We start from the raw sequence: 26,503 nt of genomic DNA on the forward strand, positions 1-26,503 counted from the left end.
AGCGTGGTTTGGTCATTCCAAATAAGCTTCGAGCAACGCAGCCCTGCACAACAGCAGGCGCGGCCCTTCGGGTTGTGCCTTAAAGCGGGCCAGGCTGCGTTGCAGGCCTTGGAAAGGGAACAACCATTCCCAGCGGCCTGCGCCTTGCCTGGCCCGCTTTAAGGCGACAACGCGGGGCGAAAACTCATGAAGAACGCCCCCTGCCGCCCGAGCATTTGCTTGGTTTTATTCACTCATGCAGAAGCCGTATGACCCGCTCCCCGTTCCGCCGTCTTGTGTTTGGCACCTTGCGCCGACTGTTGTACCTCTGGGTTCGCTCGGAGACGATCAACCAGTCGTCGTTCACCCTCAACCTCGACCGCAGTCGTCCGGTGTTCTACGTCCTGCAAAACCCTTCGCTGACCGACCTCGCCGTGGTCGACACCGAATGCAGCAAGGCCGGCCTGCCACGCCCGGTGCTGCCGGTATCGGTGGGCAACCTGCTGGAACCCGCCGCGTTCTTCTACCTGACGCCGGACCCGGACTGGCTCGGCCGCCAGGACAAGCGCGGTGCGCCGCCGACCCTGACCCGCCTGGTCAGCGCCCTGAGCCAGAACGCTGCCGAAGATGCGCAGATCATTCCGGTCAGCGTGTTCTGGGGCCAGTCGCCGGACAGCGAAAACAGCCCATGGAAACTTCTGTTCGCCGATAGCTGGGCGGTCACCGGGCGCTTGCGCCGATTGCTGAGCGTCATCGTGCTGGGACGCAAGACCCGCGTGCAGTTCTCCGCGCCGATCCACCTGCGCGAACTGATCGAGCACGACAAGGGCCATGAACGCACCGTGCGCATGGCCCAGCGGATCCTGCGGGTACACTTCCGCAACCTGAAGGCGGCGGTGATCGGCCCGGACATTTCCCACCGCCGCAACCTGGTCAAAGGCCTGCTGAACCAGCCGCAGGTCAAACAAGCGATCCTCGACGAAGCCGAACGCGAGAACATTTCACCGGAGAAGGCCAAAGCTCAAGCGCTACGCTACGGCAACGAAATCGCCTCGGACTACACCTACACTGCGATCCGTTTTATGGAAGTGGTGCTGAGCTGGTTCTGGAACAAGATCTACGACGGTATCAAGGTCAATCACATCGAAGGCGTGCAGAAGGTCGCCCAGGGTCACGAAGTGATCTACGTGCCGTGCCACCGCAGCCACATCGACTATCTGCTGCTGTCATACCTGCTGTTCCGCAACGGCCTGACCCCGCCGCACATTGCCGCCGGCATCAACCTGAACATGCCGGTGATCGGCGGCCTGCTGCGTCGCGGCGGTGCGTTCTTCATGCGCCGCACGTTCAAGGGCAACCCGCTGTACACCTCGGTGTTCAACGAATACCTGCACACCCTGTTCACCAAGGGCTTCCCGGTGGAGTACTTCGTCGAGGGCGGCCGTTCGCGCACCGGGCGCATGCTGCAACCCAAGACAGGGATGCTGGCGATCACCCTGCGCAGCTTCTTGCGCTCGTCGCGCATGCCCATCGTCTTCGTGCCGGTATACATCGGCTACGAGCGCGTGCTGGAAGGTCGAACCTATCTTGGCGAGTTGCGCGGTGCGGCCAAGAAGAAAGAGTCGATCTTCGATATTTTCAAAGTCATCGGCGCGCTCAAACAGCGCTTCGGCCAGGTGGCGGTGAACTTCGGCGAGCCGATCAAGCTGGCGGAATTCCTCGACGGCGAGCAGCCGGACTGGCGCCAACAAGAACTCGGCCCGCAGTTCAGACCCGCCTGGCTCAACGAAACCACCAACCGCCTCGGTGAGAAAGTCGCCCGGCATTTGAACGAAGCGGCGGCGATCAACCCGGTCAACCTGGTGGCACTGGCGTTGCTGTCCACCAGCCGCCTGGCCCTGGACGACCGGGCCATGGCGCGGGTGCTCGACCTGTACCTGGCGCTGCTGCGCAAGGTCCCCTATTCGCCGCACACCACCTTGCCAGAAGGCGATGGCCGGGCGCTGATCGAGCACGTGAAGGACATGGACCTGCTCTCGGAGCAGAGCGATGCGTTGGGCAAGATCCTGTATCTGGACGAGCAGAATGCGGTCCTGATGACCTACTACCGCAACAACGTGCTGCACATTTTCGCCCTGCCGGCGCTACTGGCGAGCTTCTTCCAGAGCGCCTCGCGCATGAGCCGCGAGCAGATCCTGCGCTACACTCGCGCGCTGTATCCGTACCTGCAAGCAGAGCTGTTCACTCGCTGGCCACTGGACGAACTGGATGCGGTGATCGATCAATGGCTGGAAGCCTTCGTCGAACAAGGCCTGCTGCGCTTCGAGAACGATGTGTACCTGCGCCCGGCGCCAAGCTCGCGGCATTTCGTACTGCTCACGCTGCTGTCGAAAAGCATCGCCCAGACCCTGCAACGCTTCTACATGACCGTGTCCCTGCTGCTCAACAGCGGCCAGAACAGCATCAGCGCCGAAGAACTGGAAGACCTGTGCACGGTCATGGCCCAGCGCCTGTCGATCCTGCATGGCCTGAACGCCCCCGAATTCTTCGACAAGAGCCTGTTCCGCCACTTCATCCAGACCATGCTTGACCTCGACGTGCTCAAGCGCGATGAAGCGGGCAAGTTGAGCTATCACGAACTGCTCGGTGAACTGGCTGAAGGCGCGGCCAAACGGGTGTTGCCGGCGGAGATTCGCTTGTCGATTCGGCAGGTGGCGTTGCATCGTAGTGAAGATGCGGCGGAGTTGGTAACACCGCTCTGATTTCATCGGATCACTGCACGCAGGTTTATGGCTGAAGCAAGGACGCTTCTGACTCATGCCACGCCCTCTTCGCCCCTGCTTGCAGGAATTCCCCTACATAGAAATCGCTGCATCGAACCTATGCTGGGCGCTCGTCAATACCGACGATCAATCGATAGGGAAATCAATATGAGCAGCGAAACCGTAAAAACCATTGATGGCAAAGTACATTATCTCGAAAAGATTGGACTGCTGCCCAACTCAACGCTTCATGTCCGCCTGCTGGATGTCAGCCTGCAAGATGTCGCCGCGAAGGAACTGGCCGTACAGATCACTCCCAATGCAGAAAATGTCGGGCTGAACTTCAACCTGACGTACAAGCTTGCCGATGTCCTGCCCGACCATACCTATGCAATCAGCGCGAGCATCACCCACGAAGACCGTCTGATCTTCACCACCACTCAACAACACCGGGTGGAATTGGGTGTCGATTATGTGAAGGGGCAGGAAGTGCTGGTCAGCCGCGTCTGAGAACGCCCCGAGGCAAGTTGGGCGATATCCCCGGCAAAATCCGCTAAATTGTCGTTGGCGCCGGTTTTCTTCAGGCGCCAACGACAAGGATCCGCTTCATGAAAAAACTCTCTCTCCTCGGGCTTACGGTTTTGCTCGGCGCCTGCCAATCCATGCAATCTGCCCCGAAAGCCAGCCTCGACGGCGAAGTCTTTTACCTGCAACGCAGCGCCCTGCCGCCCACCGCCACCCTGAGCGTAAGCTTGCAGGACGTGTCCCTGGCCGACGCACCGGCCATTGTCCTCGACGAACAGAAAGGTCAAGTCAAAGGCCAGGTGCCACTGCCGTTTCATCTGAGTTACGATCCGGCGCAGGTCAAACCAGGCCATCGCTACTCGGTCAGCGCGCGCATCGAAGTCGACGGCAAGCTGATGTTCATCACCACCGAAAACCATGCCGTGCAGCTTGATGGCAAAGACCCGCAACCGCTGAAAATCCGCGTCGACGCCGTTCGCTAACTCTCTTTTTTGAACAAGGAAGCTGCCATGCTCCGCCCTACCCTCCGCCCTACCCTCCGCTTTGCCGGCCTGTGCGCAGGCTTGATGATCTCCGCCAGCGCCCTGGCGCTGTCCCTCAGCGACCTGTCGCAAAAAGACGCCACCGGCGGGCTCAAGGACGCACTGACCCAAGGTGCGCAACTGGCCGTAAAGCAACTCGGCACCCCGGGCGGCTTCAGCAACAACCCCGACGTGAAAATCGAACTGCCGGGCAAACTGGGCAAAGTCGCCAGCAAAATGAAACAGTTCGGCATGGGCGATCAGGTCGATGAGCTGGAAGCCAGCATGAACAAGGCAGCCGAAACCGCCGTCACCCAGGCCCAGCCAATCCTTGTCGATGCTGTGAAGAAAATGACCGTTGAAGACGCCAAGGGCATCCTCAGCGGCGGCAACGACTCGGCCACCCAATACCTGAACAAGACCAGCCGCGAACAGATCCGCGCCAAGTTCCTGCCGATCGTCAAGCAAGCTACCGACAAGGTTGGCCTGGCCCAGCAGTACAACTCGTTCGCCGGGCAAGCGGCGACCATGGGCGTAGTGGATGCGAAAAACGCCAACGTCGAAAACTACGTCACCGAGCAGGCGTTGAATGGCTTGTTCGAGATGATCGGCAAACAGGAAGAAACCATCCGCCAGAACCCGGCGGCTGCGGCGACCAGTTTGGCGAAGAAGGTGTTTGGGACGCTCTGAGCCGCAACACAAAACCTGTGGGAGCAGGCTTGCTCCCACAAAGGTTCAGGCCGCTGATACGGGTCTTAGAAAGAATACCCACTCGCGCCCCATCTTGCGTTTCTCGAACAACTTCAACGCGACCAGCCCATTGAGCGTGGCTGACGCTGTGTTGTAAGAACAACCCAGATTCTCCTTCACATTGACCGCCGTGAACTCCTTGGCCATTCCGCTCCTGGCCACTTGAAACAACGCCCGCTGTTTCTCGGTGAGCTGGTCGAGAAAACCACTTTCACGCAACCAGCAATCAAATTGCTGCGCATCGTCCAGACTTTTCCGATACACCCCGGTAAAACTGCCCACAGCCCGCAACACCACCGAACACTGGAAATCGATGAAGTACGTCAGATCCAGATCATCCGCCTCGGTATTCAAATACGACCGCCCGTACTTCAACGGCGCATTGCGCAACAAAACACTGATGGCGATGTAGCGAAACGCCGAGAAGTCATTTTTGAACATGAACCAGTAAAACAACGCGCGCGCTACCCGACCGTTGCCGTCGCGAAAAGGATGCTCGTAACCCAAGACAAAATGCAGCGCGATGGCTTTGATCAATGGATGAAGGTAGTCCGCTTGATGAGGGTTGTTGTGAGGTTGGTTGATCCACTTGGCCAGCACCTGCAAACGTGACACGAGCCCTGTTGCAGACGGTGGCGAATGCACGGTGTTGCCCTCGCCATCCTGGACTACGACGTCATCGTTGGTCCTGAATGCTCCAGGCGAGTACCGCGAATCGTCGATACCCTCGACGCCAACTCGATGCATGGCTGCAATCAGCTCAACGCTCAGTGGCTCGTAACGCTGCTCCCAGGCGAAGTTCATCATCTTGAAGTTACCGATGACCATTCGCTCATCCGGCGTGCGCGGCGAACGATGGCGCTTAAGCATGTCCTTGGCCACCCGCGTCGTGGTGGCCGCACCTTCTAGCTGGCTACTGCTGATGGCCTCGTCTTCGATCAGATCATTGAGCAAATAGCTGAAATGAGCGCGCTCGCCAATCTGGCCGGTCATGTATTCCAGCACTGCGGTTGTCGCCTGACGATCCACTACGGAAATGGCTTTTTGCGCCTGCGGCGTCAGCATGAACTTCAGCCAGCACGCCGGTTCACCCAATGGCAAAAGGCTCGAATACTGTGCAGTCCGCGCTTTCTTGACCAAAGCCCAGCACAGGTTCGAATCCAGCCCAGGCGCCCAGCGGTAGCGCAATGAATCGAATGGCAGGTAACGCCCCTGATCGTCCAGGGGCTTGAGCAAGGCGAGGTATTGCGAAAGGCGTTCCTTGTGGGGCGATCGCAACAGCCGATCAAATACCGGATTGGACCGCCCCCTCAATGTGGGTGGATTTTTCATGGCGCTGTCTCAAACATGCGTGAAACCGGGCTCTGAGTACAACACCTGAGCTTTTTAGCCTCAATATCAGACGGGTCCGAGATCAATGTAGGAACAATGAATGCCCGCTGGCCGGTACAGGTTCAGCGGGCTTTTTCCTTTTGCTATTGCTGCAGATCCAACTGATCGAGGACGCGATTCACTGATAGCTGCGCCAGGACAATCATCTGCTGAATGCCGAGTGCCAGATTGCAGGTTGGGCCGATCAGGCTGGATGACAACTCGGTCGCCATCACGTTGGCTGAGGCGAGGGTTTCGTAGGCGTGGACCAGCAGCGTTTCGGAATTAATGCCAGGGCGGATGGTGAAAATTGGACAGGGGCGACTTGAAGTGCCGAAATGCTCTTCGGGCTCTGAAGCCGGGGGGTTTGGGCTGGGTTTGATCATTGTGAAGCTCCTAACGAAAGTTGGAGCAGCCAGCATCACTTGCAGATGATGGGTGGCAGCTGTGTGCAGGTCTGCAAGACCGAGTCGTTAGGCAACCTCGGCAGACCCGAAGATCTCCCGCACACAGCCACCATAAATCGGTGGTCGCTAAAAAAGCGCCACGATTATAGGTGCGCCAGTGGGCGCCTAACAAACTATTGGCGGGCTTGCAGTCCCGGTCGCTGAATTGGCAGCGACCGTCAGAGGCTAGAGATCGTGCTTCCGACAGGCAACCTGAAAGTCTTGTGGGAATGGTCTGAATGGTTGGCATTGGCGATAAACACTGTTGACTGTTGGGCAGCCATCGCGAGCAAGCTCGCTCCCACAGAAAAGCAAAAACAGAGCAGCGTACACAGACGCTCGTCACCACTCATCAGGCCGAGCGTTAGCTCGCCTGCAGCTTTTGATCTTGATCCACCCGCCCCCTCGGGAGGCTGAGTGGAGGTGTTCATCCGGGGATGGGCGCGCAGCGCCGTTCGACGCAGTCGAACTCATTGCATGTAGGTCGAAGCGAAGCCGACCGGAGGGCAATGCCCCCGGATGAATACCGGAGCGAAGGAACGCCGAGCCTTAGCGAGGGGCCGGACGTTCGGGGCGAGCACTTTTTTTGCTTACTTTTTTTGAGGCGCTTGTTAAAAAAAGTGAGTCGCCGTAAGGGCGAAACCGCCAGTGGCCGTTACCGCAGGAATGGATATGTACACCATCCACAAGCACTTGGTCGGCCCGAAGGCCGCCAAGGTCAAACCCTCAAACCGACTCTTTGCGAACCCGAAACCAGGCAGCATAAAGGGCAGGCAAAAACAGCAGCGTCAACGCCGTGGCCACAATCAACCCCCCCATGATCGCCACCGCCATCGGCCCGAAAAACACACTGCGCGACAAAGGAATCATCGCCAGCACCGCCGCCAGCGCCGTCAACACAATCGGCCGGAACCGCCGCACCGTCGCCTCGATGATCGCCTGCCAAGGCTTGAGCCCGGCGGCGATATCCTGCTCGATCTGATCCACCAGAATCACCGAGTTACGCATGATCATCCCGGACAACGCGATGGTCCCCAGCATAGCCACGAAACCAAACGGCTGGCGGAACACCAGCAAGAACAGCGTGACGCCAATTAGCCCCAGCGGTGCCGTCAGAAACACCATCGCCGTACGCGAGAAACTGCGCAGTTGCAGCATCAGCAAGGTCAACACCACCACGATGAACAACGGCACGCCGGCCTTCACCGAGTTCTGTCCGCGCGCGGAGTCTTCCACCGTGCCGCCGACATCCAGCAAGTAGCCGTCGGGCAGTTCGGCGCGGATCGGATCGAGGGTCGGCATGATCTGCTGCACCAGCGTCGCCGGTTGCTCCTTGTCATAGATGTCGGCGCGAACCGTCACGTTGGGCAGGCGATTGCGGTGCCAGATGATGCCCTCTTCGAAGCCGTACTCCAGGGTCGCGATCTGCGACAGCGCGACGCTGCGACCGTTATCGGTCGGTACCGCCAGGCTCGGCAGCAATGACAACTCGGTGCGCTCATGCAAGGTGCCGCGCAGCAGGATCTCGATCAACTCGTTGTCTTCGCGGTACTGGCTGACGCTGGAACCGGTCAGGGAGCTTTGCAGGAACCTCGACAGGTTCGCCGTGCTCACGCCCAGCGCCCGCGCGCGGTCCTGATCGATGTTCAGGTACACCACCTTGCTCGGTTCTTCCCAGTCCAGGTGGACGTTGACCACATGTGGGTTCTCGCGCACCTTGGCCGCAACTTTGCGCGCCAGCGCCCGCACCTCCTCGATGTGCTCCCCGGTCACGCGGAACTGCACCGGGTAACCAACCGGCGGACCGTTTTCCAGGCGCGTGACCCGCGAGCGCAAGGCCGGGAATTGTTCATTGAGCGTGGCGATCAACCAGATGCGCAGAGCCTCGCGTTCCTCGATGTTTTTTGCCAGGACGACAAACTGGGCGAAGCTCGCCGCCGGCAGTTGCTGATCCAGCGGCAGGTAAAAACGCGGTGAACCGGTACCGACGTAGGCCACGTAATTGTCGATCCCCGCCTTGTCCTTGAGCAGCGCCTCGAGGCGTTTGACCTCGTCGGCGGTATTGCTCAGCGAAGCGCCTTCGGCCAGTTTCAGGTCGACCATCAACTCCAGGCGACCCGATGCCGGGAAGAACTGCTGCGGCACAAACTTGAACAGCACGATGGAGGCGATGAACAACAGCACGGTCGCCAGGATCACGGTTTTGCGCCAGCGTACGCACCACTCCACCAGACGCCGGACGCGCTGATAAAACGGTGTGCCATACGGATCGGGCTGACCGGCACCGTGTTTGGCGGCGTGGATTTTCGCCAGGTCCGGCAGGAGTTTTTCCCCCAGATACGGCACGAAAACCACGGCGGCCACCCACGACGCCAGCAGCGCAATGGTGACCACCTCGAAGATCGAACGGGTGTATTCGCCCGTGCCCGATTGCGCCGTGGCGATCGGCAGGAAACCGGCCGCAGTGATCAGCGTACCGGTGAGCATCGGGAACGCGGTACTGGTCCAGGCATAACTCGCTGCTTTGACCCGGTCGAAACCCTGCTCCATTTTGATCGCCATCATTTCCACGGCGATGATCGCGTCGTCCACCAGCAAACCCAGGGCCAGCACCAGCGCGCCAAGGGAGATCTTGTGCAAGCCGATGCCCAGGTAATACATGCACGCGAACGTCATCGCCAGCACCAGCGGAATCGCCAGGGCCACCACCATGCCGGTGCGCACACCCAGGGAAAAGAAGCTCACCAGCAACACAATGGCCAGCGCCTCGACCAGTACTTGCACGAACTCGCCGACACCGGTTTTCACCGCGGCCGGTTGGTCGGAGACTTTGCGCAACTCCATACCGGCCGGGAGGTTTTTCTGGATGCGGGCGAACTCGACTTCCAGCGCCTTGCCCAGCACGAGAATGTCACCGCCATCCTTCATCGCCACCGCGAGGCCAATGGCGTCTTGCGCCATGAAGCGCATGCGCGGTGCCGGTGGATCATTGAAACCACGGCGCACGTCGGCCACGTCGGAGATGCGGAAGGTGCGATCACCGACGCGGATCGGGAAGTTCTTGATCTCGTCGACCGTCTGAAAATTCCCCGTCACCCGTAGCTGCAATCGCTCGCTGCTGGTCTCGAAGAAACCTGCCGTGGACACCGCGTTCTGTTCTTCAAGGGCTTGCTGGACGGCAGCCAGCGGCAAGCCGAGGGTGGCGAGTTTGACGTTGGAGAGTTCGATCCAGATTTTCTCGTCTTGCACCCCCAGCAGTTCGACCTTGCCCACATCCTTGACCCGTTGCAGCTGGATCTGGATGCGGTCGGCGTAATCCTTGAGCACGGCGTAGTCGAAACCCGCGCCTGTCAGGGCGTAGATATTGCCGAAAGTGGTGCCGAATTCATCGTTGAAAAACGGCCCCTGAATCCCCGGCGGCAGGGTATGACGGATGTCGCTGATCTTCTTGCGCACCTGATACCAGAGCTCCGGGATCTCCACCGAATGCATGGAGTCGCGAGCGATGAAGGTCACCTGGGATTCGCCGGGACGGGAGAACGACACGATGCGCTCGTACTCGCCGGTTTCCATCAGTTTCTTTTCGATGCGTTCGGTGACCTGGCGCGAGACTTCCTCGGCGGTCGCTCCCGGCCAATTGGTGCGAATCACCATGGCCTTGAAGGTGAACGGCGGGTCTTCACTCTGGCCGAGCTTGGTGTAGGACAGTGCGCCGACGATGGCCAGCAACAGCATCAGGAACAGGACGATCTGGCGATTACGCAGCGCCCATTCGGAAACGTTGAAGCGCATCGGGGCTTACTCCTTGTCCGCCAGATTGACCACACGATTGGAGCGATCCACCGGGCGCACCTGCTGCCCTTCGAGAAGCACATGGACACCAGCGGCCACTACCCAGTCGCTGGCGTTGAGCCCTTCGAGCACCGGTACGGTTTTTTCGCCGAAAGCACCGACCCGCACTGGAGTCTTTTTCAAGGTGTTGTTGGCGCTGACGACCCAGACATAAGTCACGCCGTTTTCCGCCGTCAGCGCAGACAGCGGAACGGACAGTGGCACCACGTCGGCAGCCTGCACGAACACCCGGGCGCTCTGCCCCAGTTCCACCGGAACCTTGCCGGATGCGAAGGCGATGCGCGCTGCGAACGTGCGGGACTTTGGATCGGCCGCTGGGGACAGCTCACGGATACGCCCTTCGAAACGCTGGTCGGGCTGGGTCCAGAGCTCTACCGAGACCGGTTCACCGACCTTGAAGCGGCCGAAGTTCTGCTCCGGCAGGCTGATCAACACTTCGCGCTCACCATCGGTCGCCAGTGTGAACACCGTTTGCCCGGCGGCCACGACTTGCCCGACCTCCACCAGACGCTTGGCCACGACGCCGTCCTGCGGCGCACGCAACACGGCGTAGCTGGCCTGGTTATTGGAAACGTTGAATTCGGCTTTGATTTGCTTGAGGCGCGCTTCGCCGGAGCGGTAGAGGTTTTCGGCGTTGTCGTACTGCGAGCGGCTGACCAGTTGGCGTTCCATCAGGGTCTTGTAGCGATCACGCTCGGAACGCACCAGGTTCAGATTGGCTTCAGCGGCGGCGACCTGGGCCCGGGTGGCCTCCAGTTGCAGGCGCACGTCCTGAGGGTCGAGCTCCGCCAAGGGTTGATCGGCCTTGACCCGCTGCCCCTCCTCGACCAGTCGTCGGCTGACTTTACCGCCGATACGGAACGCCAAGTCCGGCTCATACCGCGCGCGAACTTCACCGGGATAGCTTTCCATGGCCTGCGCCGAAGGCTCTGGCTGGACCACCATGGCCGGGCGCACGCTGACTGGCGGTGCCTCTTCGTGACCACACGCAGACAATAAAAAAGCCAGGGTGACTGGCAACGCGAGGGACAAGGCATAGCGGAACATGGTGAAGGACCTTTCGCTAATGGTGCTTTGAATAATTATACTGAGCAGTATGTTATTAATAGCAAACTCACCAGTCCAGTAATAAAAACGAATATGCCAAACAATCTTTCAGCACCCAGTGGCCCAGGCAGACCCAAGGATTTGGTCAAGCGCCAGGCAATTCTCGATGCGGCCAAAGCGCTGTTTCTGAGTAAGGGTTATGCCAATACCAGCATGGATGCCGTCGCAGCCGAGGCCGGTGTGTCAAAGCTGACGGTCTATAGCCACTTCAACGACAAGGAGACGCTGTTCTCCGCCGCCGTGATGGCCAAGTGCGAGGAGCAGTTGCCACCGCTGTTCTTCGAGTTGCCGGAGGGCGTAGCAGTGGAGACCGTGTTGCTGAACATCGCGCGCGGTTTTCATCAACTGATCAACAGTGATGAATCAGTGAACCTGCACCGTTTGATGATGACCCTGGGCAGCCAGGACCCAAAGCTGTCGCAGATATTCTTCGAAGCCGGGCCGGAGCGCATGCTGCATGGCATGGAACGCCTGCTGAGCAAGATCGATGAAAGTGGCGTGCTGACCATCGACAAACCGCACAATGCGGCCGAACACTTCTTCTGCCTGCTCAAGGGCGCGGGGAATTTCCGTTTGCTGTATGGCTGCGGCGAGCCTCTGGTTGACGAGGCGGCGGAGAGCCATGTGCGGGAGGTGGTGGGGTTGTTTATGCGGGCTTATCGGCCTGAGTGAGCCAGATGGATATTGGCTGTCTGATCTGACGCCTTCGCGGGCAAGCCCGCTCCCACAGGGTCCGAGGTGCTCCCAAGTCTTGGTCCCGACACAAAACCTGTGGGAGCGTGGCTTGCCCGCGATGCAGGCGACTCGGTCCTAAGGCTTGAGCGCCTTCTTCGGATAGATGTCATACCGACTGGACTTGCCATCCAGCGCGTGGCTTGGCTTCGGCCCGTCGATGCACGGCGCCTTGCGCGGGCGCTTGACCACCACCCGGTGGCTGGCCAGGGCCAAGGCGGCTTCGAGCAATGCCGGCGCATCCGGGTCATCACCCACCAGCGGCCGGAACAGGCGCATTTCCTTCTTCACCAGCGCAGTTTTCTCACGATGCGGGAACATCGGGTCGAGATAGATCACCTGCGGCGGCTCGCCTTCCCAGTTGCGCATCACTTCGATCGAGTTGCCCTTGAGCAAGCGCATGCGCGCCACGATCGGCGCCACGTCGAAATCTTCCGCGCCACGGGCCAGACCGTCTTCCAGCAAGGCACCAATCAGCGGTTGACGCTCGATCAGGCTCATCTCGCAACCGAGGCTGGCCAGCACGAACGCGTCCTTGCCCAGCCCCGCCGTGGCATCCAGCACCCGCGGACGCACGCCTTGAGCGATGCCAACAGCCTTGGCGATCATCTGCCCGCTGCCGCCGCCGTACAACCGACGATGGGCCGCACCGCCTTCGACGAAGTCCACCCGCACCGGCCCCGGCGCATCCGGCCCCAGCTGTTGCAACTGCAAACCCTGGTCGCCCACCTGTAAGGCAAATTCGCCGTCCGCCACTTGCATCGGCAGGCCCAGGCGCTCGGCCCATTGCTCGGCTTGTGGCTCGAAAGCCGCGTCGAGGGCCTGGACATGGATGCGGCAGGCCGCAGGTTGATCAATCATCGGAAAACACGCTCAAAAAATTAATGATCGGCAAAAACGGCCGATAACAAAATTATCGAGCATTTTGCCAGAGCTGAGCGTCGACCGAGAGAAATGTCAGACATTCAACCCACAATCACAGGTTTTATCTCGCCCTACGGCGATTACAATCTGCGAAACACCCAGGCACTGAGCGGCGTCAGCCACATCTGGCAGGATTTCTTTGCCCGGGCGCTGGCTGAACAGTCGGGTGAAGTGCTGCCGCAATCGCTGAACTTTCCACCGGTCGATCTCGAAAGCCCTGTCGAACCGACCGTCGGCAGCGAGCTGCTGGAGCACATCGTGTCCCAGCGCGAATGCGAGGTGAAAGACAATGTAATCCGCCCGCCCGAGCCACTGTTCCTGCCGATTGCCGAATTCGAAATGGACCTGGCAGACAAACCACGCCCACCGTTCCCGACGGATGAAATCGTCGCCCAGCAAAAACAGCAGGACTTCGAAAGCGGCTGGGTTCGCCCGATCGTATTGAACGCCGGTCAGCCGGTGCCAGAAGCTGGCCATGCCCCGCAACCGCGTCTGCTGCACCTGCCCATCGCCGAATTCGAACTCGACCTGCTCGACAAGCCGTTCCCGCCGTTCTCGCCGGAAGAACGGGTGGAACAGCAGAAACAACTCGATTTCGACAATGGCTGGGCGCGCCCGATCATCTTGCAGAACCTGCGCATCGCCGCTTGACCCTCAGCCGCGCCCTCTTCCCTCAGCCTTTGAAAAACTGATTGGCCTTCTGATACGGCATCGACCGGGACGTGAAACCGAACGTGCCTGACGCCTGGATTTCTTCGGCGGCGCGAAAGAATTCACCATAGGCCGCCAATGCCAGCGCCGAACCGACGCTGATACGTTTGACGCCCATCTCACCCAACTGCGCGACCGTCAGCTTCAAGCCGCCCGACATCAACACATTCACCGGCTTTGGCGCCACGGCGCGCACCACCGCCAGCACGTCCTCGGCGCTGCGCAGACCCGGTGCATAGAGCACATCGGCACCGGCCTCGGCGAATGCCTGCAAGCGGCGTATGGTGTCGGCCAGATCAGGATTGCCGTGCAGGAAGTTTTCCGCCCGGGCAGTCAACGTAAAGTGGAACGGCAGACTGCGAGCGGCAGCCACAGCGGCTTCGATGCGCGCCACGGCATGTTCGAAACAATAGATCGGGCCTTCTTCGCGGCCGGTGGCATCTTCGATCGAACCACCAACGGCACCGACCTCTGCTGCGCGCAAGATACTTTTGGCGCAATCAGCCGGGTTGTCGGCAAAGCCGTTTTCCAGGTCCACGGCAACCGGCAGGTCGGTGGCGGTGACAATCGCCTGAACGTTCATCAGGGTGTCGTCGAGGGTCAATCCGCCATCGGCACGACCTTGGGAAAAGGCATAACCGGCACTGGTGGTCGCCAGCGCCTCGAAGCCGAGGCTGGCGAGCATTTTCGCAGAACCGGCATCCCACGGATTGGGAATCACAAAAGCCCCGGGGCGTTCGTGAAGGGCTTTGAACGCCTGGGCTCGAAGGGTTTGCGCATCCATTGGGCAGGCTCCTGAAGAGGGGAAGGAATCCGCCTCAGAGCAGGCCAAGTTGCTCGGCGACGGGTTCTCTGTATAGCTCAGGCAGCGCCGGCAAGCCAGGCAAACGCAGCATCAGCCTGGCGTGAAAGCGCTGCGCCAGCTTCGCGGCCAGCAGGTTGTCGGCCGTGTGCAGGAAGATATAAGGCGTGCGGCCTTCTTCGATCCATAGTGCGATTTTCTCGACCCAAGGCTCCAGGAATGTATCGTTGGCCTCAAGCGTCGGATGGCCGATAAAACGCACCTGCGGGAATTGCGTGAATGCCGCCGGACGCGGCGGCACACGGGGTTTCTTCGACTGGGCGTGGAGCACCGAGGGCTCGGTCGAAGTGCAACTGAACAGCGCACGGGGATCGAGACAGATGCGTTCGACTCCGCGATCCAGCAGCAGACGGTTGAGCATTCGCTCGCTGTCACCCTTGGCGAAAAACTCGTCATGCCGCACTTCCACGGCCAGAGGTCGCTGCAGGGCATCGATAAATCCGGCCAGTTCGGGCAAACGTTGGGGCGTGAAGCTTTTCGACAGCTGCAACCACAGTGGCGACACCCGCTCACCGAGAGGGCTGAGTAACTGAGTGAAGGTCTCGGCGGCGGTCAACTGCTCGCGCAGGTCACCGCCGTGGCTGATCTCGCCGGGAAACTTGGCGGTAAAGCGAAAGTGTTCGGGCATGGTCTCGGCCCAACGCTGCACGGTGCTGGCAGCCGGGCTCGCATAGAAGGTCGTGTTGCCTTCAACGGCATTGAAAACCTGGGAATAGAGATCAAGAAAATTGGCAGGTTTGGCGTCCGGCGGATACAGGTAGTCGCGCCAGGCGTTCTCGCTCCAGGACGGGCATCCGAGGTAATACGGCAAGAGCATCAGATGTACAGGTCGAGACCCAGCACATCCGCTTCCCAATCGACGAACCCGGCGGTGCTCAGGTAGCTGGCCAGGGCTGTCGCCACGCTTTTGCTCATGGCACGGTGGTAAATCATGTCTTGCTGACGGGCGGGAAGATTGCTCAGTTTTTGCGCAGAGGCTTTGGCAGCGCGGGCAGCCAGTTGCTCTTCAGTCGGGAATTCCAGTTCGCCTTCGATATCAATGGCGTCGTCTTCCACCACGCGGCCTTTGCGAGGTTTACGCTTGATGGGGTAGGACTGAGAGGAAACGCCGTCTATACGCATACGTGCATACTCGGAATCAGTGATGGCAGTTTAGTGGCGCATTTCCCACATCGCAAACCGCCGAGTGATAACTAGAACACATAAAAGGCAAGAGGTTTAAAAGCCGAGGCTAAAAATGACGATTGGTGGTGCCTGGAAAAGATCGCAGCCTGGGGCAGCTCCTACAGGGAAATGCGAGCGTCTGTAGGAGCTGCCGCAGGCTGCGATCTGTTAAGGCTTAACGCGCCTTGGGCGTCGCCACTTTATCGCGCAGATAAACCGGTTGCGCCTCATCAGCCACGATCGCCTCGCCGCGCTCCCAGGCAAATCGCGCCAGGGTCAGCAGGTCTTCGGCGTGGGGCAACATGCCCGCGTCCTGCCCGCTCAGGCTGACGGCGATACGCTCGCCATAGCCCCATCCGGTGCCTGCACCGAACCACTCGCCGCTGGCATCGGCCGGCAATCCAGCGGACTCCGGCGGCAGTACCGCTTCCGCACCCACCAGGCGCATTTCCCCGGCCGTTTCGCGGTAGCAACCCCAATACACTTCATCCATGCGCGCATCGATGGCGGCGGCGACCTGAGTGGCGCCGTGTTCGCGCAACGCACGTTGCGCCAGCACGGCCAGGTTCGACACCGGCAACACCGGGCGATCCAGGGCAAACGCCAGGCCTTGCACCACGCCGATGGCGATGCGTACGCCCGTGAAGGCGCCAGGGCCACGGCCGAACGCGATGGCATCGACCGCTTGCAGGGTGGTGCCAGCATCGGCCAGCAACTGCTTGATCATCGGCAACAGCTTCTGCGCGTGCAGGCGCGGGATCACCTCGTAATGGCTCGTGACCTTGCCGTCATGCAGCAAGGCAACGGAGCAAGCTTCAGTCGCGGTGTCCAGGGCCAGCAAGGTGCTCATCGATGTATCCACAAGAAAGATCAGAAAAAAGTGCGTCAGTATAAACAACTACGGCCCGCAAGCGGGCCGTGGATGATGTAGCAGATCAGACTTTTCAGCTCAGGGCTGCAAGCACCTTGGCGGTGATCGCTTCAACCGAACCGACGCCTTCGATGTGGCTGTACTGCGGCTTGCCATTGGCAGCCGACAGTTTCTGGTAGAAGTCCACCAGCGGCTTGGTCTGCGAATGGTAGACCGACAGGCGATGACGCACGGTTTCTTCGGTGTCGTCCTTGCGCTGTACCAGCTCTTCACCGGTGATGTCGTCTGTGCCAGCTACTTTCGGCGGGTTGTAGACGATGTGGTACACGCGGCCGCTGGCCTCGTGAACACGACGACCGGCGATACGCTGGACGATTTCTTCGTCTTCGACGGCGATTTCAACCACTGCATCGAGCTCGACGCCGGCCGTCACCAGGGCTTCCGCCTGGGGAATGGTGCGCGGGAAGCCGTCGAACAGGAAACCGTTGGCGCAGTCGGACTGGGCGATGCGGTCCTTGACCAGTGCGATGATCAGGTCATCGGACACCAGGCCACCGGCATCCATGATGCTTTTAGCCTTGATGCCCAACTCGGTGCCGGCCTTGACCGCTGCACGCAGCATGTCGCCGGTGGAGATTTGTGGAATGCCGAATTTTTCGGTGATGAACTTAGCCTGAGTACCTTTACCGGCCCCGGGAGCTCCCAGCAGAATGACGCGCATCGATGTGCTCCTCAATTTTTTATATAGATAACGTCAGATTCGCCTCGTGGGGCCAATCTCAAAAATAGGGTCGTGACCGCCCAAACGGCCAAAGGCTGATCAAGATACACAGCAGGGTGCGCCCACACAAGACGCCAAAAGTCGGAGAAACCGCTGCCTCTTGCGACCATTGCGCGCAGTTTGCCAAGTCGCAACCCCATCATTAACTGTCGCCTGACAGCACTTTTCAACCCGTCATACGGCGGCATCCGGCTCACCTGCCGGATGCCTGCCCCCACGGCAAAAATCTTAGCCGGTGTTACGCAAACCGGCGGCAATCCCCGCCACAGACACCAGCAAGGCCTGTTCTACCGGGCTGCCCTGCGCCACGTCCTGCACTCTTGAACGGGCCAGCAACTCGGCCTGCAATAGATGAAGCGGGTCGAGGTAAGTGTTGCGCAAGCGGATGAACTCAAGGGTCGCCGGGCTATGTGCCAGCAGCTGCGACTGCCCGGTCAGGCCGAGAACGATGGTGCACGCCTGCGACAATAGGTCGCGTAAGTGCGCACCCAATGGCAACAGATTCGGCTCCACCAGACGCTCATCGTAGGACTGGGCAATGTCGGCATCGGCCTTGGCCAGGACCATTTCCAGCATGTCGATGCGGGTGCGGAAGAACGGCCACTGCTCACGCATCTGCCCCAGCAGTTCGCCTTCGCCGCGCTCCAGGGCTTTGCTCAGGGCGGCTTCCCAACCCAGCCAGGCCGGCAGCATCAGGCGCGTTTGGGTCCAGCCGAAAATCCACGGAATCGCCCGCAGGCTTTCGATCCCCCCGGCTCGACGCTTGGCCGGACGACTGCCCAGTGGCAAACGGCCGAGCTCCTGTTCCGGCGTAGACTGGCGGAAATACTCCACGAACTGCGGATTTTCCCGCACCACGGCGCGGTAAGCGCTGACACCGTCTGCCGCCAGTTCGTCCATCAAATGGCGCCACTCGGGCGTAGGTGGCGGCGGCGGCAGCAAGGTCGCCTCCAGCACGGCGGCCAGGTACAGGTTGAGGTTCTGTTCGGCGATGTCCGGCAGGCCGAATTTGAATCGAATCATTTCGCCCTGTTCGGTGGTGCGGAAACGACCCGCCACCGAACCCGGTGGCTGCGACAGGATCGCCGCATGGGCCGGGCCGCCGCCTCGCCCCACGGTGCCGCCGCGACCGTGGAACAACAGCAGTTCCACTTGCTGCGCACGACAGATGTCCACCAAACGCTCCTGTGCCCGGTACTGCGCCCAGGCCGCCGCCGTGGTGCCGGCGTCCTTGGCCGAGTCGGAGTAGCCGATCATCACTTCCTGCGGCCCTTGCAGGCGCGCGCGATAGCCCGGCAACAGCAGCAGCTTTTCGATCACCGGGCCGGCATTGTCGAGGTCGGCGAGGGTTTCAAACAGCGGCACCACACGCATCGGCCGCAACACACCGGACTCTTTGAGCAACAACTGCACGGCGAGTACATCGGAAGCCGCACCGGCCATGGAAATCACATAGGAACCGAGGGATGCCTCTGGCGCAGCGGCGACTTCCCGGCAGGTCGCCAAGACCTCGGCGGTGTCGGCGGAAGGTTTGAAGTACGCCGGCAACAAGGGACGACGATTGCTCAATTCGCGCATCAGAAAGGCGATGCGCTCTTCCTCGCTCCAGTCCTCGTAGCTTCCCAGACCAAGGTAGTCGGTGATTTCGGTCATTGCCGCGGTGTGCCGCGACGAGTCCTGGCGTACATCCAGACGAACAAGGAACAGACCGAACGTCACTGCCCGACGCAGGCAATCGAGCAACGGCCCGTCGGCGATCACGCCCATGCCGCACTCGTGCAAAGAGTGGTAGCAAAGTTCCAGCGGATCGAGCAGTTCGCGATTGTCTTGCAGCACATCGGCCGGTGCCGGCGTTGGCGTCGACAAGGCGGCGTGTGCCCAGTTGCGCGTCGCCCGCAGGCGTTCGCGCAGCTGTTTGAGCACGGCCCGGTAAGGTTCGGCGCTGTCACCCGCCTTGGCCTTCAATTCATCGTTGGCCTGCTGCATCGACAGTTCAGCGGCGAGGCGATCGACATCCCGAAGGTACAAATCGGCCGCCATCCAACGCGCCAAGAGTAAAACTTCACGGGTGACCGCAGCGGTCACGTTGGGGTTGCCGTCGCGGTCGCCGCCCATCCACGAGGCGAAACGAATCGGTGCCGCCTCCAGAGGCAGGCGCAGGCCGGTGGCGGCGTGCAGTGCCTGATCGGCCTTGCGCAGGTAGTTGGGAATGGCCTGCCACAGCGAATGCTCGATCACCGCGAAACCCCACTTGGCTTCGTCCACCGGCGTCGGACGTGTGCGACGGATTTCCTCGGTGTGCCAGGCTTCGGCGATCAGGCGTTGCAAGGTGATCTTGATCTGCTCGCGCTCGGCACTGGTCAGGTCACGGTGATCCTGCGCCGCCAATTGCGCAGCGATGGCGTCGTACTTCTGGATCAGTGTGCGGCGCGCGACTTCGGTCGGGTGCGCGGTCAATACCAGCTCGATCTCCAGCCGCCCCAGTTGCCGGGCCAGCGCTTCGGCGCCATGCCCCTCGGCGCGTAGGCGTGCGAGTAACTCCGGCAGCACCCGGGCTTCGAACGGCGCCTCTTGGGATTCCTCGCGGCGGTGAATCAACTGATATTGCTCGGCGATATTGGCCAGGTTGAGAAACTGGTTGAACGCCCGCGCCACCGGCAGCAATTCGTCTTCGGTCAATTGGTTGAGGCTGGCACTGAGTTCGGCGTCCATGGAGCCGCGCCGGTCAGCCTTGGCGCCCTTGCGGATCTGCTCGATCTTGTCGAGAAAACCCTCGCCATATTGCTCACGAATGGTGTTGCCCAACAGCTCACCCAGCAGGTGAACGTCCTCGCGCAAGCGTGCATCAATATCGGTCATCAGCAGGTCTCCAGCAAAAATCCGGGCGGCTAAGAACCTAAAGAGTGCCGCCCCAGACGGGTTCTTACAAGCAAGACGACGAAGGGACTGTAAACCTTGCCTGTTGAAGCTAGTCTGAAGATAAGCCGCACAATGGCTGTCGCCGGCCAATGCCGGACACTCACCCTGCCTGCCACGAGCGGGAGCGCAATGAGGTCAATATGAAAATCCGCGAGCTTGCCCACCACTGGGAAGAAAACGCCAAAGGTCGCCTGACCGACACCGGCTACTCGATTCATCTGGACGTGGAGTCTGCCGCACGGCTGGCCGCGCTCGTCGAGATGTACCCCAAGCGGCATCCCGAAGAACTGCTCGGCGACCTGATCGGCGCCGCGCTGGAAGAGCTGGAAAGAAGCTTCCCGTACGTCAAAGGTTCGACCGTGGTTGCCACCGATGAAGAAGGCGATCCACTGTACGAAGACATCGGACCGACCCCGCGCTTTCTGGCGCTGTCACGTCGGCATTTGCACGATTTGTCGGTGCCTGACGACAAACAGAAGCACTGATCGACAGCACTTTTCCAAGCTGCAAAAAACACCTGTTCCCGGGCCATCAAGGTCCGGGAATATCGCTTTGCGTCACAAAAAACCTTGATTTAGAGCCCTGCACATCTGATCACAGGTTTTTCCGTGCCGGGTCAATTTCTCTGAACTTTCAAAAAAAGCCTCGGGTCAACCCAAGTAACCACGCCTGGGACGAGTGTTTCAAAATACCCCGCTATTGATGGTTTCAGCGCATGCCCAGGGTGGACTTCGACGTTTTTCAGGAATTGGCCCAATGGAGTTGAAGACCATGAAAACCCGAACCGGAACCCCCTCATTTACCTGTTCGCAAAGCCTCAAACTGGCGGCGTTGGCCCTGGGCAGTTGCCTCGTCCTGGCCGGCTGCGCCGGTAACCCGCCGACCGAGCAGTACGCGGTCACCCAATCGGCCGTCAACGACGCCGTGAGCGCCGGCGGCACCGAGTTCGCCGCCGTGGAAATGAAGTCGGCCCAGGACAAGCTCAAGCAAGCCGAAATCGCCATGCACGACAAGAAATACGACCAGGCCCGGATGCTCGCCGAACAGGCCGAGTGGGACGCTCGCGTGGCCGAGCGCAAGGCCCAGGCGATGAAGGCCGAACAATCAGTGAAGGACGCTCAGAAAGGCGTCCAGGAATTGCGTCAGGAAAGCCAGCGCACCGTTCAGTAAGCGGCGCGGCACCCCGCATTCCCACTCCACTAAAAGGACGAAATCATGAAACCTGATCAATTGATGATCCCTGCCCTGCTGGCTGTCACCGTAGTCCTGGCGGCCTGCTCCACACCACCCAACGCCAACCTTGAACAGGCCCGCAGCAACTACACCGGCCTGCAAACAGATCCGCAAGCAGCCAAGGTTGCGGCCCTGGAAACCAAGGAAGCCAGCGACTATCTGGACAAGGCCGATAAGGCCTACAGGGACAAGGAGGACGCGGCCACGGTTGACCAACTTGCCTATTTGACCAACCAGCGCGTCGAAGTGGCCAAGCAGACCATCATCCTGCGCACCGCCGAGGCCAGTCTGAAAGATGCCTCGGCGCAACGGGCTCAGGCGCGCCTCGACGCCCGTGATCAGCAGATCAAACAGTTGAAGGACAGCCTCAACGCCAGGCAGACCGATCGCGGGACGCTGGTGACCTTCGGGGAAGTGCTGTTCGCCACCGACAAGGCCGAGCTGAAAGCCAACGGCCTGGCGAACATCAACAAACTGGCGCAATACCTCCAGGAAAACCCCGAGCGCAAAGTGATTGTCGAGGGCTATACCGACAGCACCGGTACGGCGTCGCACAACCAGTCGCTGTCGGAGCGTCGCGCGGGCTCCGTGCGTGTGGCACTGGTGAAGATGGGCGTTGATCCGGCGCGTATCGTCGCCCAGGGTTACGGCAAAGAGTATCCGGTGGCGGATAACAGCAGCACCTCGGGCCGGGCGATGAACCGTCGGGTGGAGGTGACCATTTCCAATGACAATCAGCCGGTGATGCCGCGTTCGGCCATCAGTGCCAACACGCAATAAGTCGACATCACACAAAAACCTGTGGGAGCCAGTCTGCTGGCGATAGCGGTGTGTCAGTCAACATCAATGTTGAATGCACAATCGCTATCGCCAGCAGGCTGGCTCCCACATTGGTTCTGTATTGCCTGTGAGAATCGGTTTACTGCTCCAGCTTCTGCGGCGTCTCCTGCCCCATGCAGCGCACGGCTTTTTTCTTGCTGTCGACCAGCACGCCAGTCAGGCCTTTCTGATCCATATCGAACAGCACCAGCACGCCATCGATGCACTGCGCCACCTGGGCGGCCGGTTCCAGAGAGACTTTGTAGTCTTCGCCCGGAATGGTCTTGAGCATGGTGAATTCGTTGAGCAGCAACGCATCCTCGGGCTTGGCGAAGTGCAGGTAGCCGTACCACCACAGGGCACCGACGGTGCCGAGGATGCTGCAGATACCGGTGATGATCAGCGGGATGGCGTTACGTTCTTCACTCATTGCGGACTCTCTGGTGGTTCATCTTCAGAATTCGGGGGTGCCGGGTAATTGGGGATTTCACCCAGGCGGCGCAGACCGTTGAAATGCTGCGGGTCATCGAGATAACGCAGCATGACTTTACGCCAGACCGGGTTGGCGAACGTCTGCACATGACCGCCACGGGTCAGTTGCAGCACCCGCGGCGGCGGCGCAGCTTGATACAACCGGATGCCGTTGGAAAGAGGCACGATCGGATCGTCGATGCTGTGGTAGAGCAGTTTCGGCACATCCTTGAGTTGCGCCATGGAGTTGATCGCGCTGTCACCGTCCGGTACCAGCCAGGACAGTGGCACCTGGAACGTCCAGAACACCCATGAATTGCTCAACGCATACCGGCCGACACTGCGGTAACTGGCGGGGGCGCCATCGAGGACGATGGCCTTGAGCTGCTTCTGGCGTTCCGGGTGCTGAACCAGATAATGCACGGCCATCGAGCCACCGAGGCTCTGGCCGAGCAGGATCAGCGGCTTGCCTTTGACCTCCGGCGCCTGGTCGAGCCATTTGAAGGCCGCATCGATGTCCTGATAGATCGCCGGCAGGCTGGCTTCGCCTTCGGACAAGCCGTAACCGCGATAGTCCACAAGCAACACCTGGTAACCATTTTTCGGCAACCAAAAGCTCCCGCCGAGGTGCATGGGCAGGTTTCCGCCGTTGCCGTGCAAGTGCAGCACCGTGCCTTTGACCTCGACCCCCTGCTTCGCCGGCAGCCACCATGCATTCAGCTTGAGGCCATCGGCGGTGATCAGGGTGACGGTGCGGTATTCGAGCCCGGCCTTTTCCGGGGTGAACAACTGGCCGGGTTCGGGGTAGAACAGCAGTGAGCTGCAACCGTTCAAGGCCAGGAGAAGGCAGAGGATGCCGAGGATTCTCATCCGTTGAAACCTCGCGAAAAATGGCATTGGAATGCGTCTCCCCGTAGGAGCTGGCTTGCCAGCTCCTACAGGGAATATCACCAGCCTTACAGGATGTTGGAGTAATCCGCCTCGATCCGGTCCAGGCTCAGGTGGTTGAGGAAGTTGGAGAAGCACATCCACGCCGACAGCGCGTTCATGTCGCGGAACTGTTCCGGCAGGTACTTGGGCGGCACTACCAGCCCTTCGTCCACCAACTGGCGCAAGGTGCGCATGTCTTCCAGGGTGGTCTTGCCGCAGAACAACAGCGGTATCTGCTCCAGCTTGCCTTTGCGCACGGCCAGTTGAATGTAGTTGTAAATCATGATGAAGCCCTTGAGGTAGGACAAGTCTTTGGTAAATGGCAGACCTGTCGGCACCGAGCCACGGAAAACGCGACTGGCGTTGCTGTAGCTCTCGGGCATCTCGAAACCTTGCTCGCGGAAAAACTCGAACACCTGCAGGAAGTCCGCGCCCTCCTCCACCATGTGAATGGCGCGGGTGCGGTTGGTCAGTTTGCGCAGGCGGCTCGGGTACGAGGCGAAGGTTATGATTTCCATCAGGATCGCCAGGCCTTCCTGGGTCACCGTCGACGAGGGCGGGCCCTTGGCGAGGAAGGTGCAGATCGGCTGGTTCAGGCCGTTGAGGGTGGTGCCGACATGCACCAGCCCTTCATGAACTTCCAGCGCCCGCACGTCGCGCTCGTTGAACATCGCGTCGGCGCGGATCTTGATGTAGTCGGCGCCCGCCGCCGCATCGGCGACGATGCCGTCGGACTCGAACACCCGAATGGTTTCCTCGGCCTCGCCGAACACCTTGTTCAAGCGGTGTTGCAGCAGGCTGACGGCGTCCTTGGCGGTCAACGTCTTCGGTTCGTCCTTGAGGTCGCCACGGCCGTCGATGTTGTTCAGGTATTCGGACAACATCATGCCCAGGTCAGACAGCGTCGGGTCGCCGGCGTGGAATGCGTCGGACGCGGCGCCGTACAACTCCTGGGAAATCAGGCCGAAATCCTCGGTGCCACGCGCTTCGAGCATACGCACCACCATGCGGTATTCCTTGCACATGCGCCGCATGATCTGGCCGACCGGGTTGAACTGACCGAGCTGGCGGGTAATGTCGCGCTCGATGTTCTGGAACTCCAGCTTCACTTTGCTGGAATCGAACGCCAGCGGCCGGTTGAGGTAGTAGTCGCGGTCTACCGCTGGCATTTCCTTGCCCTTGGCCTTGAGGAAACCCTTGCGAATGTTGTCGTCCCATTTGACCGCATCGAGGACGCGGATCGGTGTCTGCGCCAACACGATGCGATCGGACAAAATGCGTATCGACTGTTGGTAATCGTCCACGCGAAACTCCTGTAGAAACCCGTTGGTGCCGGTTATTTGGCTTTGGCCTGACGCTGGTAGCGCACCGCTTCGACGAACACATCGGAATTGGCCGGGTCGTCGAGGTAGGCCGCGACTTGATCCATGTTGCTGTCGATCAATACGCCGTAGCCGTCGTTAGTCTGGAAGCTTTCACCGCTCAGGGCTTTTTGCTTCATGGCCTGGTTGATCTGGTCGAGGTCGAGGTTGTACACCACCAACTCATGCTTGTCGGTCAGCTCAACCCCCCCAATGGTGAAATGCCCGCCGAATTGCGCCGGCACCTTCGCCGACAGATACCAGCGATTGCCATGGCGCGACAGGGTAAACGGATAGGCTTCACGTTCCTTGGGCCTGGCCCGGTAGTAGCTGACGGCCTGATAGCGGTTGTCGCCGATGCGGGTCAGTTCGAGGTTGAGCGGCTCGCCCCAGGCATTGGTGCTGGTCCATTTGCCGAGCAATCCTTTGGGCGCGGGTTCGCTTGTGGGCAGCGGCTCCCTGAAGGTCACCAGACAGCCATTGAGCAGCAGGAACGACAAGGCGATCACAACGACACGCCAGGCTTTCATTCAATACTCCCTATGAACACACCGCTGACCTGTAGGAGCTGCCGCAGGCTGCGATCTTTTGATCTTGTTTTTCAAAAGATCGCAGCCTGCGGCAGCTCCTACAGGGGATCGCGTCACACCGACGCCAGCACCAGGTGCATGTAGCGTGTCAGGATGCCGAGCATTTCCTCTTCGGCGGCAGGCTCGTCTACGTTGAGCAGGCCCTGATATTCCATCCGGCCGATAATCGCCGTCAACACCTTGGCATCCTGATGCGGCTCGCGCGAGCCCAGCACCTGGAACAGCTGGCAAGAGCCCTGCAACAGGATTTGCTGATGCGAGCGCACCAGTTCGGCCAAGCGCGGGTTGAGCAATGCCTCCTGACGGAACGCCTGTTCGGCCATCAAATGTTCACGGCGATTGACCAGTTGCCGGTGAACGTAATCGGTCATCAGCCGTGCAATGTCATCCGCCAGTTTCGAGCGCGCCTGCGGGCTGCCATCGCCACTGTCGATCATCTCGCGCAGCAGGCCCTCGTTGTTCACCCAAAGCTTGCCCATGTACGCCGCACTGCGTTCCACGTATTGGGCGAAGGTATCGGTGAGCAGGTCATCGATATCCTTGAAATAGTAAGTGGTCGCCGACAACGGTACTTGCGCCTCGGCGGCCACCGCACGGTGCCGTACGGCCCGTACGCCGTCACGCACGACAATGCGCATGGCGGCATCCAGGATTTCCTGTCGTCGCTGTTCGCTGCCCTGTCGGCTGGCCTTGCGGCCCTGGTACTGAACGCTTTCAGCGACCGCAGTGGCGATACCCGCTGCACCTTCTTGAGCCATTGCACGAATCACGACAGGTATTTCCTCTCAGATGAAAGTAACAAGTTGATACGTTTGTACCAGA

Annotated in this window: 25 protein-coding genes; 9 read left to right on the top strand and 16 right to left on the bottom strand. The window is 60.2% G+C overall.

Annotation, left to right across the window (positions count from 1 at the left end; genetic code table 11):
* Nucleotides 1–248 precede the first annotated feature (248 nt).
* The 4 genes from plsB (at nt 249) to AC1D19_RS17475 (ending at nt 4,477) form a co-directional block, all read left to right on the top strand.
* Nucleotides 249–2,741, top strand: coding sequence for a glycerol-3-phosphate 1-O-acyltransferase PlsB (gene plsB, locus AC1D19_RS17460; protein ID WP_477763896.1), 2,493 nt, complete (start codon nt 249–251; stop codon nt 2,739–2,741).
* Nucleotides 2,742–2,909: 168 nt separating this feature from the next.
* Complete coding sequence (locus AC1D19_RS17465; protein ID WP_477763897.1) at nt 2,910–3,251, top strand: YbaY family lipoprotein; 342 nt, start codon at nt 2,910–2,912, stop codon at nt 3,249–3,251.
* A gap of 98 nt (nt 3,252–3,349) precedes the next feature.
* Nucleotides 3,350–3,748: a YbaY family lipoprotein gene (locus tag AC1D19_RS17470; RefSeq protein WP_115947766.1), complete on the top strand. Its 399-nt coding sequence runs from the start codon at nt 3,350–3,352 to the stop codon at nt 3,746–3,748.
* A gap of 27 nt (nt 3,749–3,775) precedes the next feature.
* A complete protein-coding gene (locus tag AC1D19_RS17475) occupies nt 3,776–4,477 on the top strand; it encodes a DUF4197 domain-containing protein (RefSeq protein WP_477763898.1) in 702 nt (233 codons plus the stop codon).
* A 45-nt stretch (nt 4,478–4,522) separates the two neighbouring features.
* Here the strand turns inward: AC1D19_RS17475 and AC1D19_RS17480 are convergent, their stop codons facing one another.
* The 4 genes from AC1D19_RS17480 to AC1D19_RS17495 form a co-directional block, all read right to left on the bottom strand.
* On the bottom strand, nt 4,523–5,869 hold the full coding sequence (locus AC1D19_RS17480; protein WP_477763899.1) for a Fic family protein: 1,347 nt from the start codon (nt 5,867–5,869) through the stop codon (nt 4,523–4,525).
* 143 nt (nt 5,870–6,012) lie between these two features.
* Entirely contained in the window at nt 6,013–6,294 is a 282-nt protein-coding gene (locus tag AC1D19_RS17485; protein ID WP_477763900.1) for a DUF6124 family protein, read from the bottom strand.
* Nucleotides 6,295–7,080: 786 nt separating this feature from the next.
* Nucleotides 7,081–10,146: an efflux RND transporter permease subunit gene (locus tag AC1D19_RS17490; protein WP_477763901.1), complete on the bottom strand. Its 3,066-nt coding sequence runs from the start codon at nt 10,144–10,146 to the stop codon at nt 7,081–7,083.
* A gap of 6 nt (nt 10,147–10,152) precedes the next feature.
* Nucleotides 10,153–11,253 (bottom strand): efflux RND transporter periplasmic adaptor subunit, encoded by a 1,101-nt coding sequence (locus AC1D19_RS17495; RefSeq protein WP_477763902.1) that lies wholly within the window; start codon nt 11,251–11,253, stop codon nt 10,153–10,155.
* Between the two features lie 93 nt (nt 11,254–11,346).
* On the opposite strand from AC1D19_RS17495, the gene AC1D19_RS17500 reads away from it, so the two are divergent.
* The gene (locus AC1D19_RS17500) at nt 11,347–11,985 is read left to right on the top strand and encodes a TetR/AcrR family transcriptional regulator (protein WP_477763903.1); all 639 of its coding nucleotides are present in this window, start codon (nt 11,347–11,349) and stop codon (nt 11,983–11,985) included.
* 138 nt (nt 11,986–12,123) lie between these two features.
* On the opposite strand, the gene AC1D19_RS17505 is transcribed toward AC1D19_RS17500, so the two are convergent.
* Nucleotides 12,124–12,906: a class I SAM-dependent methyltransferase gene (locus AC1D19_RS17505; protein ID WP_477763904.1), complete on the bottom strand. Its 783-nt coding sequence runs from the start codon at nt 12,904–12,906 to the stop codon at nt 12,124–12,126.
* Nucleotides 12,907–12,999: 93 nt separating this feature from the next.
* Between AC1D19_RS17505 and AC1D19_RS17510 the strand changes: the two genes are divergently transcribed.
* Nucleotides 13,000–13,620, top strand: coding sequence for an energy transducer TonB (locus tag AC1D19_RS17510; protein WP_477763905.1), 621 nt, complete (start codon nt 13,000–13,002; stop codon nt 13,618–13,620).
* Between the two features lie 22 nt (nt 13,621–13,642).
* On the opposite strand, the gene AC1D19_RS17515 is transcribed toward AC1D19_RS17510, so the two are convergent.
* The 6 genes from AC1D19_RS17515 to ppc all read right to left on the bottom strand — a co-directional run bounded on the left by AC1D19_RS17515 (nt 13,643) and on the right by ppc (nt 20,217).
* Nucleotides 13,643–14,464, bottom strand: a complete 822-nt coding sequence (locus AC1D19_RS17515; RefSeq protein ID WP_477763906.1) for an isocitrate lyase/PEP mutase family protein — start codon at nt 14,462–14,464, stop codon at nt 13,643–13,645.
* Nucleotides 14,465–14,498: 34 nt separating this feature from the next.
* The gene (locus AC1D19_RS17520; protein WP_477763907.1) at nt 14,499–15,359 is read right to left on the bottom strand and encodes a DUF72 domain-containing protein; all 861 of its coding nucleotides are present in this window, start codon (nt 15,357–15,359) and stop codon (nt 14,499–14,501) included.
* On the bottom strand, nt 15,359–15,664 hold the full coding sequence (locus AC1D19_RS17525; RefSeq protein WP_057716196.1) for a hypothetical protein: 306 nt from the start codon (nt 15,662–15,664) through the stop codon (nt 15,359–15,361). Before AC1D19_RS17525 ends, AC1D19_RS17520 begins: the two co-directional genes overlap by 1 nt.
* A 217-nt stretch (nt 15,665–15,881) precedes the next feature.
* Entirely contained in the window at nt 15,882–16,556 is a 675-nt protein-coding gene (gene tsaB, locus AC1D19_RS17530) for a tRNA (adenosine(37)-N6)-threonylcarbamoyltransferase complex dimerization subunit type 1 TsaB (RefSeq protein ID WP_477752363.1), read from the bottom strand.
* A 94-nt stretch (nt 16,557–16,650) separates the two neighbouring features.
* Entirely contained in the window at nt 16,651–17,298 is a 648-nt protein-coding gene (gene adk / locus AC1D19_RS17535; RefSeq protein ID WP_477752362.1) for an adenylate kinase, read from the bottom strand.
* Nucleotides 17,299–17,586: 288 nt separating this feature from the next.
* A complete protein-coding gene (gene ppc / locus AC1D19_RS17540) occupies nt 17,587–20,217 on the bottom strand; it encodes a phosphoenolpyruvate carboxylase (protein ID WP_477763908.1) in 2,631 nt (876 codons plus the stop codon).
* A gap of 200 nt (nt 20,218–20,417) precedes the next feature.
* On the opposite strand from ppc, the gene AC1D19_RS17545 reads away from it, so the two are divergent.
* The 3 genes from AC1D19_RS17545 (at nt 20,418) to lptF (ending at nt 22,290) form a co-directional block, all read left to right on the top strand.
* Complete coding sequence (locus AC1D19_RS17545) at nt 20,418–20,762, top strand: pilin assembly protein (protein ID WP_414873990.1); 345 nt, start codon at nt 20,418–20,420, stop codon at nt 20,760–20,762.
* A 271-nt stretch (nt 20,763–21,033) separates the two neighbouring features.
* The gene (locus AC1D19_RS17550; RefSeq protein ID WP_223458323.1) at nt 21,034–21,447 is read left to right on the top strand and encodes a DUF4398 domain-containing protein; all 414 of its coding nucleotides are present in this window, start codon (nt 21,034–21,036) and stop codon (nt 21,445–21,447) included.
* Between the two features lie 45 nt (nt 21,448–21,492).
* Complete coding sequence (gene lptF, locus AC1D19_RS17555; RefSeq protein WP_477763909.1) at nt 21,493–22,290, top strand: lipotoxin F family OmpA-related lipoprotein LptF; 798 nt, start codon at nt 21,493–21,495, stop codon at nt 22,288–22,290.
* Nucleotides 22,291–22,429: 139 nt separating this feature from the next.
* Here the strand turns inward: lptF and AC1D19_RS17560 are convergent, their stop codons facing one another.
* From AC1D19_RS17560 to AC1D19_RS17580, 5 genes are all read right to left on the bottom strand, one after another.
* Nucleotides 22,430–22,759: a hypothetical protein gene (locus tag AC1D19_RS17560; RefSeq protein ID WP_477752359.1), complete on the bottom strand. Its 330-nt coding sequence runs from the start codon at nt 22,757–22,759 to the stop codon at nt 22,430–22,432.
* A complete protein-coding gene (locus AC1D19_RS17565; protein ID WP_477752358.1) occupies nt 22,756–23,670 on the bottom strand; it encodes an alpha/beta hydrolase in 915 nt (304 codons plus the stop codon). Before AC1D19_RS17565 ends, AC1D19_RS17560 begins: the two co-directional genes overlap by 4 nt.
* Nucleotides 23,671–23,756: 86 nt before the next feature.
* Entirely contained in the window at nt 23,757–25,034 is a 1,278-nt protein-coding gene (locus AC1D19_RS17570; protein WP_477752357.1) for a flavohemoglobin expression-modulating QEGLA motif protein, read from the bottom strand.
* A gap of 32 nt (nt 25,035–25,066) precedes the next feature.
* A complete protein-coding gene (locus tag AC1D19_RS17575) occupies nt 25,067–25,621 on the bottom strand; it encodes a hypothetical protein (protein WP_477763910.1) in 555 nt (184 codons plus the stop codon).
* A gap of 113 nt (nt 25,622–25,734) precedes the next feature.
* Nucleotides 25,735–26,451 (bottom strand): TetR/AcrR family transcriptional regulator, encoded by a 717-nt coding sequence (locus tag AC1D19_RS17580; RefSeq protein ID WP_046041074.1) that lies wholly within the window; start codon nt 26,449–26,451, stop codon nt 25,735–25,737.
* Between the last annotated feature and the right edge of the window lie 52 nt (nt 26,452–26,503).

It is taken from the genome of Pseudomonas sp. P1_C12 (assembly GCF_056406435.1).